This window comes from Streptomyces sp. NPDC089799, assembly GCF_040684755.1.
Lineage (GTDB): Bacteria > Actinomycetota > Actinomycetes > Streptomycetales > Streptomycetaceae > Streptomyces.
In genome coordinates this window covers 1-10,871 of the sequence record NZ_JBFBGR010000016.1, presented here as the reverse complement: position 1 = coordinate 10,871, position 10,871 = coordinate 1, and the positions used below count along the sequence as shown (strand labels likewise).

General features: G+C 74.8%; 8 protein-coding genes. 6 read left to right on the top strand and 2 right to left on the bottom strand.

Annotated elements, in window-relative coordinates:
- Window positions 1-26: 26 nt before the first annotated feature.
- Both AB0O36_RS19060 and AB0O36_RS19055 read right to left on the bottom strand, forming a co-directional pair.
- On the bottom strand, window positions 27-2,000 hold the full coding sequence (locus AB0O36_RS19060) for an ABC transporter ATP-binding protein (protein ID WP_365111460.1): 1,974 nt from the start codon (window positions 1,998-2,000) through the stop codon (window positions 27-29).
- Window positions 1,997-3,712, bottom strand: a complete 1,716-nt coding sequence (locus AB0O36_RS19055) for an ABC transporter ATP-binding protein (RefSeq protein ID WP_365111457.1) — start codon at window positions 3,710-3,712, stop codon at window positions 1,997-1,999. The genes AB0O36_RS19060 and AB0O36_RS19055 overlap by 4 nt, the downstream gene beginning before the upstream one ends.
- A 239-nt stretch (window positions 3,713-3,951) precedes the next feature.
- Between AB0O36_RS19055 and AB0O36_RS19050 the strand changes: the two genes are divergently transcribed.
- From AB0O36_RS19050 to AB0O36_RS19025, 6 genes are all read left to right on the top strand, one after another.
- Window positions 3,952-5,022: an iron chelate uptake ABC transporter family permease subunit gene (locus AB0O36_RS19050; protein WP_365111454.1), complete on the top strand. Its 1,071-nt coding sequence runs from the start codon at window positions 3,952-3,954 to the stop codon at window positions 5,020-5,022.
- 131 nt (window positions 5,023-5,153) lie between these two features.
- Entirely contained in the window at window positions 5,154-6,179 is a 1,026-nt protein-coding gene (locus tag AB0O36_RS19045) for an iron chelate uptake ABC transporter family permease subunit (protein ID WP_365111451.1), read from the top strand.
- On the top strand, window positions 6,176-7,024 hold the full coding sequence (locus AB0O36_RS19040) for an ABC transporter ATP-binding protein (RefSeq protein WP_365111449.1): 849 nt from the start codon (window positions 6,176-6,178) through the stop codon (window positions 7,022-7,024). Before AB0O36_RS19045 ends, AB0O36_RS19040 begins: the two co-directional genes overlap by 4 nt.
- A gap of 332 nt (window positions 7,025-7,356) precedes the next feature.
- Window positions 7,357-8,940, top strand: coding sequence for an amidohydrolase (locus tag AB0O36_RS19035; RefSeq protein ID WP_365111446.1), 1,584 nt, complete (start codon window positions 7,357-7,359; stop codon window positions 8,938-8,940).
- Complete coding sequence (locus AB0O36_RS19030) at window positions 8,937-9,188, top strand: hypothetical protein (protein WP_365111443.1); 252 nt, start codon at window positions 8,937-8,939, stop codon at window positions 9,186-9,188. Before AB0O36_RS19035 ends, AB0O36_RS19030 begins: the two co-directional genes overlap by 4 nt.
- Window positions 9,189-9,278: 90 nt before the next feature.
- Entirely contained in the window at window positions 9,279-9,818 is a 540-nt protein-coding gene (locus AB0O36_RS19025) for a GNAT family N-acetyltransferase (RefSeq protein ID WP_365111441.1), read from the top strand.
- Window positions 9,819-10,871: the final 1,053 nt, after the last annotated feature.

Below are 10,871 nucleotides of genomic sequence, written 5' to 3'. Positions count from 1 at the left end.
GGGCCGGGCCTCAGGGGTGACCCCCGTCAGGGGGTCGGGGTGCGCGGGGTGGACCAGGCGGACCAGAGGGCCGCGTAGGGGCCCCCGGCGGCGACCAGCGCCTCGTGCGTGCCCGTTTCGGCGATGCGGCCGTCGGCGAGGAGCACGATGCGGTCCGCGGCAGCGGCCTGGGGGAGCCGGTGGGCCACCAGGAGACCGGTCCGGCCCCGCAGCGCGCGTTCGGCGGCAGCCTCCAGCTCGCGGGCACCCGCGCTGCCCGCGTCGGCGGTGGCCTCGTCGAGGATGGCGACGGGCGGGTCGGTCAGGACCAGGCGGGCCAGGGCCAGCTGCTGGGCCTGGGCGACCGTCAGCGCGTGCCCGCCGTCGCCGACCACGGTCGCCGGACCGTCCGGCAGGGCCGCCACCCAGCCGGTGGCGCCCACCACGGCCAGGGCGGCGTCGAGTTCGGCGTCGGTGGCGCCGGGGCGGGCCAGGCGCAGGTCTTCCGCGAGCGGACCCGCGAACACGTGCACCTCCTGGCTGATCAGGACCACCGCCCGGCGCATCCCGTCCGGTCCGAGGTCCTCCGCGTCGACCCCGCCGAGGACCACCGTTCCGCCGGCCGGTCGGTGCACCCCGGCCAGCAGCTTGGCCAGGGTGGTCTTCCCGGCCCCGCTGGCGCCGACCAGCGCCACCCGTTCCCCCGGTTCCACCTCCAGGGAGACGTCCCGCAGCACCGGGTGCCCGTCCCGGTAGGAGTGGTTCAGTCCGGACACCTTCACGGAGCCGTCCGCCGGGCGGGCGGGACGCTCCGGGCCGGCCTCCGCCGGCAGGTCCGCCACCCCGACCAGGCGGGTCAGGCTCGCGCCCGCCGACTGGACGTCGTCGAGCAGGAACAGGGCGGCGTTGACCGGGTTGAAGAGGCTGTGGAAGTAGAGCGCGGCCGCGGTGGCCGTGCCGATGGTCACCTCACCGCCGTCCACCAGCAGGAAGCCGGTGACCAGGATCCCGCCGAGTCCGATGAACTCGGCCAGGTTGAGGCGGGAGAAGAACCCCGTCACCACGTGGATGCCGCGCAGGGCCAGGTCCACCGCCGCCCGGGACCGCCGCTCGATGAGCGCCGCGTGCTCCTCGCCCAGCCGGAAGGCGCGTACCGTACGGGCCCCGCCGACGCTGTCCAGCAGCTGGTGCTGGAGGGCTCCGGTGGCCACCCGGTGCGCCGTGTACACGGGGGTGGCGCCGCGCAGGTACCACCGTACGGACAGGATCTGCACCGGCACGGCGGGCAGTACGGCGAGCAGGAACCGCCAGTCCAGGACGGCGAGTCCGGCCAGGGTCAGGGCGATGGTGAGGGTGGAGCGGGCGAATTCGGGCAGGGCCTGGCGTACCGAGCGGGCGACGAGGGTGACGTCGCCGGTCACCCGGGAGACCAGGTCGCCCGAGCCGGCCCGTTCGACCCGGTCCAGCGGCAGGTGCAGGGCCCGTTCGACGAACCGTTCGCGCAGCGCCGCCAGGACCGTCTCGCCGAGCCGGGCGACGAGGGCGCTGCCGGCGGCGGTGGCGGCGCCGCGGCCCAGCGCGACCACGATCAGCAGGACGAGCGGCACGGTGAGCGCGTCCGTGCCGCGGTGTTCGACCACGAGGTCGACGACGTGGCCGAGCAGCGGGGCGGTCAGCAGGCCGATGCCGGTGCCCAGGAGCAGGACGGCCACCGCGGAGGCGGCCAGGGCGCGGTGGCCGCGCAGCAGCCCGCGGAGCGCGGCCACGGTGCGGGCGCCGGTCGCCACCGGCAGCAGGGCGGGCCCGGGGTCCGGCGCCGTCTGCCCCACGGAGCCCGGCTCCACGGGAGTCCCGTCCCCTGGCCTCTGCTCCATGGCAGTCCCGTCCCCGGGAGTCTGCTCCACGGGGCCCGCCTGCACGGGGTCCGGCTCCGGGCGGGGATCCTCCGCGGGCTTCCGCTCCCCGGTCCTCTGCTCCACGGGCCGCTGCTCCACGCGGGTCTCCTCCGGTTCACGGTTCATGCCAGCACCGCCGCGCGGTACGCCGGGTCGGCTCCGGCCAGTTCGTGGTGCGGGCCGTCGGCGGTGACGGTGCCGCCGTCGAGCACCACCACGCGGTCGGTGACCGCGAGCAGCGCCGGGCTGGTGGTGACCAGCACGGTCGTCCGGCCCTTCCGCAGCTCGCGCAGCCGGCCCGCGATCAGCGCCTCGGTGAGCGCGTCCACCGCGGTGGTCGGGTCGTGCAGCACCAGCACGGGCGGGTCTCCGGCCAGGGCCCGGGCGAGCGCCACCCGCTGCCGCTGCCCGCCGGACAGGGAGCGGCCGCGCTCGGCGAGCAGGGTGTCGACCCCGTCGGGCAGCGTCCGGGCGACCTCGTCGGCCGCCGCGGCGTGCAGCGCGGCCTCGATGCCGTCGGCGCTGAGCCGCGTCCCGGCGGCCCGGGCGCCGGCCCGTACGTTGTCGAGCAGACTGGTCTCGAACAGGTCGGCCTCGTGGTGGGCGACCCGGACCGCCGTACGGACGTCCGCGGGATCCAGCCCGGCCAGCGCTACGCCGTCCAGCTCGACGGAACCCCCGGCCGGATCGGCCTCGCGGGCCAGGCACAGCAGCAGGTCGCGGGCGGCAGCCGGGTCCCGGGCGACCACGCCGACCGTGGACCCCGGCGCGATGTCCAGGTCGACGCCGCGCAGGGCGCCCAGCCGTACGCCGCGCAGCCGGAGTCCGCCGGCGAGGTGTCCGGGGAGGCCGGCGGGGTCCTCGGTGGTGACGGCGCCCGGGGCGTCCAGCACCTCGGCGATCCGCCGGGCGGAGGCGCGGCCCTGGGCGAGTTCGGCGTTCACCCAGCCCAGGGTCTGGAACGGACCGAGCAGGAACTGGGCCAGGCCCACCGCCGCCACCAGCTCGCCGACGCTCAGCGAGCCGCGCATCGCCAGGTGGGCCCCGGCCATGCCGATGCCCGCGACGAACAGCCCGGTCAGGGCGAGTACGGCGCCCTCGTGCCCGGCCCGGCTGCGGGCCGCCCGCAGCGCGGCGGAGAGCGAGTCCTGGCTGGTGCGCCGGTACCGGGCCACGGCCGCCGACTCGGCGCCGATGCCCTTGAGCACGCGGAGGCCGGAGACCAGGTCGGCGGCGACCCCGGAGGCGTGCGCGGCCCGTTCCTGCTCGGTCTCGCTGCGCTGTTCCAGCGGCCCGCTGATGCGGTGGCCGAGCCAGAGCAGCGGGGGGATCCCGAGCAGCACCAGCAGGCCGAGCGGGACGGAGACGCGCAGCAGGGCGACGGCGCTGACGGTGAGTCCGGCCAGGGCGGCGATGCCGAACGGCAGCATCAGCGCGACGGCGCCGACCCGCCTGGCGTCCTCGGTGGCGATGCTGGTGAGTTCGCCGGGCAGCCGGCCGGCCTCCGCACCGCCCCGGGGCTGGAGGACCCGCGCCCCGAGCTCCACCCGGAGTTCGTGCGCGGCTTCCTCGCCCGCGCGCTCCGCGAGCCGGGCCCCGGTCCGGTAGCAGGTGGACAGGACCAGGAACAGCACGGCCAGCAGGAGCAGGCGGTTGACCAGGGCGCCGGACGAACCCGTCGCGACGGCCTGGTCGATGACCACGCCGATGACCACGGGAACGAGTGCCTCGCAGCCCTGGTGTGCCGTTCCGAGCAGGGAAGCCCAGGCGATCAGGCGCCGGCGGCCCCCGATCGCACGCCGGAGGACATCGCCTCCGGCCGGACTCCGTTCGGGCATGGGTGACCTCCGGAGATGGTCGGATAGTTAGGTAAGGCTAGTCTAAGTGGTGGCCGTGGACCGGATGGTGGGCCGGATGGGGGACGGTCGCCTACTCCCTTGCTGCGCAGTCGCGTTGACCCTGCGGGTGAGGCTCGGTTAGCCTCACCTAAGTTGTGAGGTGTCGGTGGAAACGTCGCCTTTATTCGGACATGTGCGATGTGTGCGCCCTGTGCTGTGTGACTGGGGGGAGTCTTCCGTTGGCGGTCGATACGAAGCCGGCGATCGCGGCCGGCGCCGACGGTCCCGTACGGCCGGCCGGCCGGCGGAGCACCGCCGCCGCCCTGCGTGGAGCCGGCCTGCTGGCCGCGCTGGCCGTCCTCCTGCTGGTCTCCCTCCTCGGCATCTGGTGGGGCACCAGGGACATCCCGTTCACCGAGACCTGGCGCCTGCTCTGGGCCCCCGACGGTTCGCAGGCGTCCGTCATCATCCACGAGTACCGCATCCCCAGGACCCTCCTCGGGATACTCGTCGGCGCGGCCCTCGGCCTCTCCGGCGCGCTCAAGCAGGCCCTCACCCGCAACCCGCTCGCCGATCCCGGACTGCTCGGAGTCGGCCTCGGCGCCGCCACCGGAGTGGTGCTCGCCATCGGCTTCTTCGGGGTCGTCACCGCCCTCGGCTACGTGTGGTTCGCCTTCGCCGGCGCGGCCATCGCCTCCGTGGTGGTCTACCTGCTCGGCTCGGCCGGGCGTAGCCTGGTCACCCCGGACCGCCTCGTCGTGGCCGGCGCCGCGGTCACCGCCGTGCTGTTCGCCTTCAACTCCGCCGTGCTCCTGCTCAAGCCGCGCGCCTTCAACCAGTTCCGGTTCTGGACGGTCGGCTCCCTGGCGGGACGTCAGATGGACGTGTTCTGGGTCGTCCTGCCCTTCATCCTGGTCGGCCTGGTCCTCGCGCTCGCCCTCGCGCCCTCCCTCAACGCCCTGGCCATGGGCGACCAGATGGGCCGCGCCCTCGGCGTCAACGTGGGCCGCACCCGCGCCGCCGGCATGTTCGCCGTCATGCTGCTCTGCGGCGCGGCCACCGCCGCCGCCGGGCCCATCGCCTTCGTCGGGCTCGTCGTCCCGCACATGGCCCGCTTCCTCGTCGGTCCCGACCAGCGCTGGCTGATGGCCTATTCGGCCGTGCTCGCGCCCGTCCTGCTGATCGCCTCCGACGTCCTCGGCCGCGTCATCGGTGCGCCCGGCGAGGTCCAGGTCGGCATCGTCACCGCGTTCGTCGGCGCGCCGCTGTTCCTCGCCCTGTGCCGCCGCCGAAAGCTGGTCTCCCTGTGAACGACCCCGCCGTGACGACGTCCGAGGGGACACCCGCAGGGAACCCCGGAGCGAACCCCGGGGAGAACCCGGCAGCAGGGGGGCCGGCATCGGGGAAGCCCGCCGCCGGCCCGCGGACGGTCACCGGGACCGTGTGGCGCAGCCGCGGCGGCCGGACCTCACTGCGCGTCCACGCCCGCACCGTGGCCGTCACGCTCACCCTGCTGACCCTCCTGGTGCTCGTCATGGGCATCACCCTGACCACGGGCGACTTCCGGCTGTCGGTCGGCGAGGTGATCGAGGCCCTGACCGGCACCGGCTCCGGCGCCGCAGACTTCATCGTCAACACCCTGCGCATGCCCCGCCTGGTGACCGCCCTGTGCGTCGGCGCGGCCCTTGCGGTCAGCGGAGCCGTCCTGCAGAGCCTCACCCGCAACGCCCTGGGCAGCCCGGACATCATCGGCTTCACCAACGGCTCCGCCACCGGCGCCCTGGTGGTCATCGTCGTCTTCAACGGCAGCATGAACCAGATCGCGATCGGCGCCCTGGTGGGCGGCCTCGCCACCGCCCTCGTGGTCTACCTGCTGGTCTTCGGCGGCGGAACGCCCGGCTTCCGCCTCGTCGTCATGGGCATCGGCGTCAGCGCCCTGCTGCTCGCCGTCAACAGCTACCTGATCACCAGGGCCACCTGGCAGGAAGCCCTGGAGGCCCAGGCCTGGCTGCTCGGCACCCTGGGCAACCGCACCTGGGACCACGCCGCGGCGATCGGCCTCGCCACCGCCGTCCTGCTGCCCGTCGCCTTCGGGCTCGGCCGCCGGCTCACCGTGATCGAGATGGGTGACGCCACCGCGACCGCGCTCGGCGTGAACGTGGCCGCCACCCGCGTCGCCCTGCTGTTCACCAGCGTCGCGCTCGCCGCCTTCGCCACCGCCGTCACCGGCCCGATCATGTTCGTCGCGCTGGCCGCCCCGCAGCTCGCCCGCACCCTGATCCGCTCCTCCGGCCCCGGACTGGTGCCGGCGGCCCTGATGGGCGCCCTCCTGCTGGCCGTCAGCGACCTCGCCGTACAGCGGCTGTTCTCTCCCGCCCTGCTTCCGGTGGGCGCCGGCACCGGCACCATCGGCGGGCTGTACCTCATCTGGCTGCTGGTCACCGAATCCCGAAAGAGCCGAGCATGACAGCGACACCCGCGTCCACCACCCCCTCGGCCCGGCTGCGCGCCGAAGGACTCACCCTCTCCTACGACCAGCGCACCGTGGCCACCGGCCTCGGCGTCGTCATCCCCGACCGCTCCTTCACCGTCATCATCGGCCCCAACGCCTGCGGCAAGTCCACCCTGCTCAAAGCCCTGGCCCGGATGCTCAAACCGAAGGCCGGCGAGGTGTACCTGGACGGCGCGGCCATCTCCTCGTACCGCACCCGCGAGGTGGCCCGCCGGCTCGGCCTGCTCCCGCAGTCCTCCACCGCCCCCGGCGGCATCACCGTGGGCGACCTGGTGGCCCGCGGCCGCTACCCGCACCAGCGGATGCTCAAGCAGTGGTCCGCCGAGGACGAGACCGCGGTCGCCGAGGCCATGCGGCAGACCGGGGTCCTCGACCTCGCCGACCGGCCCGTCGACGACCTGTCGGGCGGCCAGCGCCAGCGGGTCTGGCTGTCCATGGTGCTCGCCCAGGAGACCGACATCCTGCTCCTCGACGAACCCACCACCTACCTGGACATCGCCCACCAGGTCGAGGTGCTGAACCTGTGCGCCGACCTGCACGAGCGGAAGGGCCAGACGATCGTCGCGGTCCTCCACGACCTCAACCAGGCCTGCCGCTACGCCAGCCACCTGGTCGTGCTCAAACCCGGCGGCGTGGTCGCCGCCGAGGGCGACCCGTCGACCGTGATGACCGCGGAGCTGGTCGAGGAGGTCTTCGGCCTGCCCTGCCGGATCATCGACGACCCGGAGACCGGCACCCCGCTGATGGTGCCCACGGCCCGCACCCGGCACCACGCCGCTCCCGTGGTGCCCGCCTCCTGACCTTCCTCCGGACGCCCTCCGGACCGCCCTCCCGGGCCTCCCGGCCGTGCCTGTCCGCGGCGGGACGGCCGGACGGCGGTACGGCAGGACGGCCGGGAGGCGGACGTACGGGCAGGCGGACGTACGGGCCTCCTCGGGCCCGGCCGGCCCCCGCGCCCGCCGGGCACCGGCCGGAGGCCCTGCCCCGCCGTGCCCTGCCACGACCCGCCGTCGGCCATCCGCCCCCGCCGGCACCCCGGCCCGCCGCTCCACCGGCCGTACCCGCCCCCGTACGGCCCCACTGCCACCGCCCCCTCCGCCCGCCCCCGACGACCTGCGAGGAACGAGACTCCATGCTCAGTACGAGGCTGACCAACGCCAACATCGTCACCATGGACCCGCGCCACCCCGTCGCCCACGAGCTGGGCATCTGGAACGGCCGGATCGTGGGCCTGGACGACGCCGTCGCCTCCCTCCCGGCGCAGGAGGTGGTCGACCTCCAGGGCGCCACCGTCCTCCCGGGGTTCATCGACGCGCACGTCCACCTCGCCTGGACCGGCCTGAAGGCGGCCACCCCCACCGTGGCTCCCTGCACCCGCGTCGACGACGTGCTGGCCGTGGTCGCGGGGGCGGCCGCCCGCGCACCGCACGGCGCCTGGGTCGACATCGCCGGATACGACCAGCGGGCCCTCGGGCGCCACCTCACCGCCGCCGAACTGGACAAGGTCAGCGACGGCCGCAGGGTGTTCATGCTGCACGACTCGGGCCACGCCTGCGTGGTCAACAGCGCGGTCCTGGACCTCCTCCCCGCGGAGATCGCCGGGCAGGGCGCCTTCCTCGCCGAGAGCGCCATGACCGCCGCCCGCCGGCTGCGGCTGCCCTACTCCCAGACCGAGCTCGCCGACGCCGTCGAGCGGGCCGGCCGGGCCTGCCTGGCCGAAGGCGTCACCGCCTGCGCCGAGGCCGGCATCGGAGGCGGCCTGCTCGGCCACAGCCCCGTCGAGCTCGGCGCGTACCAGCTGCTCCGCGACGAGGGCCGGCTGCCCCTGCGGGTCCAGCTCATGGCCACCGCGGACACCCTGACCCCCGTCGCCGCCCACGAGGCCGACGGCATCCCGCGCGCCCTCGACCTCGGTCTGCGCACCGGCTTCGGCGACGACTGGCTGTCCGTGGGTGCGCTCAAGGTCTACACCGACGGCGGCATGATGGCCCGGACCGCCGCCCTGACCCGCCCGTACGAGGGCATCGGGGCCGCGGACCGCACCGGGGAGTTCCAGGACGACCCGGACCGGATCAGGGACACGGTCGTGGCCGGGCACCTGGCCGGCTGGCAGCTGGCCGTGCACGCCATCGGCGACCGCGCCGTCGACCTGGCCCTGGACGCCCTGGAGGCCGCCCAGCGCGCCCGGCCGCGGCCCTCCGCCCGGCACCGGATCGAGCACGCCGGCCTGGTCCGCCCCGACCAGCTGGAACGGTTCGCCGCCCTCGGCGTGGCCGCCGTGGTGCAGCCGAACTTCCTGCGGTACCTCGGTGACGACTACGCCACGATCATGGGCGAGGAGCGCGCCCCCTGGCTGTACCGGGGCCGCGGCTTCCTCGACCACGGGGTCACCCTGGTCGGCAGCTCCGACCGGCCCGTCACCGACGGGGCGCCGCTGCGCGCCGTCCAGTTCATGGTCGAGCGCGCCACCCTCTCGGGCCGGCTGGTCGGCCCCGACGAGGGCATCACCGTGGACCAGGCGCTCCGCGCGTACACGGTGGGCGCCGCCTACGCCTGCCACTGGGAGGACGTCGCCGGCAGCCTCGCCCCGGGGCACCGCGCCGACCTGGTCGTGCTCGGTGACGACCCGCGCCGGGTCGACCCCGGACGGATCGGTGCCATCGACGTGGTGCAGACATTCGTGGACGGTCGCGCTACCGTGAGGACGGCCGCATGAGCGCGCTCGCCGGACAGCACGACACCGATGTCGACGCCCTGGGCCCCTACACCCACCTCTGGCAGGATCCCGGCCTGCCCGCCCGCTGGGTGCTGTGGAACACCCCCGAGGGCACGCTCGTCTTCGACACGGAGATCAACTGCCCCGTGTTCATCGACGACGAGCCGGTCCTCGGCCGGGTCCTGCACCGGATGCGCCGGGCGGGAGCCCCGGAGAGCCGGGACTACCCGGGCCGGCCCTGCTCGTAGGACCGCCCCCGGGCCCTCACGCCAGGCCCACGCGCCCGGGCCCCGTGCCCGCACGCCCGTCGTGCCACCCCAGGAAGGAAGGTCAGCTCCTTGACCACGGTCACCACCCGGCGCCGCCCCGGCGCGACCCTGCGTTCCCCGCACGGACCGCGTCTTGTCCCGTCGCCGGTACGGCGCGGGCGCCGGGAGGACGCCACCGCCCTCCAGGCCCTGTCCCGGCCGTTCGTCCACACGGGCGCGCTCCGGGACCGGCCGCTCTCCGTGTACGCCTCGGAGGCGTCCGACTTCCTGGTGTACCAGGCCCCGGACGGCACCCTGGGCGGCTGCCTGGGCCTGCGGATGCACCCCGGGGAGGGTGACCGGGGGCCCGCCGGAGTGCTGTTCAACTTCTGTGTCGCCCGTCACATGCAGGGGCGGGGGGTGGGCGGCATGCTGCTGCGTGACGCCCTGTCCCGGGCCCATGCCAACTCGCTGTTCGCGCTCTTCGCGGCCACCACCGGCAGCGGCGCCCTGTTCCGGACCTACGGCTTCGCCCACGAGGGTGCGGCGGCCCTGGCCCCGTCGGCCTGGGTGGCCTCCCTGGACCCGCGGCGCGGTGCGCAGGTACTGGCCCGGCGGCTGGCGCCGTAGGCCGGGGTTTTCGCCCGTCGTGGGTCGGGCGGCTTGGCCCGCTGCGGGTCGGGGGGCTTCGCCCGGGCGGCGTCACGGTGGTGCCCGGGGGTGGCCCGTCAGTCCCAGTGTCATTCCGGGTCCGTCAGCCCTGTCAAGGGCGCTCCTTCGTCGCGTCGGCAAGCCGATGGCCCTTCGGGCCACCCTTGACAGGCCTGCCGGCCCCGCAACGACAAGGACTGTCGGGCCGCCCCCGGGGGATGGCACGGGGGGACCCAAGGCCACATCGACTCTGGCTTCGGCGGGCACGGGCAGCGGCTGTCGCTCGGCCGGCCGCCCTCCGGGCGGAAGCCGAATCCCGGTCGACGGGATGGCTGCACGCCAGCGCGTCCAGGGCGCCCCAAATCGCTACGTGCTCCTCCCGGCAGGCGAATTCGGCCCGTCAGGGGCCGAACACAGGCCGCCATTGACCGCTGCGTGCTCCGGGTCGTCTCGGCGGCCGACGGGCCGGTGGGGATGGTGCCTGCGGATGGCGGCAGGCGCCCACGATCGCTATGCGGTTCGGGCCGGTGTGGGCGGCCGCCTGACCGCTGGTGGCGCCCGAAAGAGCCGTCGTTTCGTGCAGTCTGCCACCTGCGGTGGCCGTGGCTGGTGGCCGGTGGATCGGGTGGCCCGCGTTCGCCGTCCGGCGGAAGCGCGTAGCGATCGATGGCGGGTGGCCCCCGTCTGTCTGACCGTCTCCACGGACGGCCTCTCGGTCGCCATGCTCGGAATGTCCACGTAGTGATCGATGGCGGCTTATGTTCGGCCACTGACGGGCCGAATTCGCCTGCCGGGAGGAGCACGTAGCGATTTGGGGCGCCCTGGGCGTCGTTTTGTGCAGTCATCCCCTCGACTGCACTGCTGCTTCCCGCCCGGAGGGCGGCTGGCCGAGCGGCAGCCGCTGCCCGTGCCCGCCAACGCCAGAGTCGATGGAGCCTGGGTCCCTCCATGCCGTGGTGGATTCCAGGGGTCGTTGCAACACGTGGTCGTGTTGGTCAGGCCGTGAGAAGTTTATGGAGGCGCTCGGCTGGG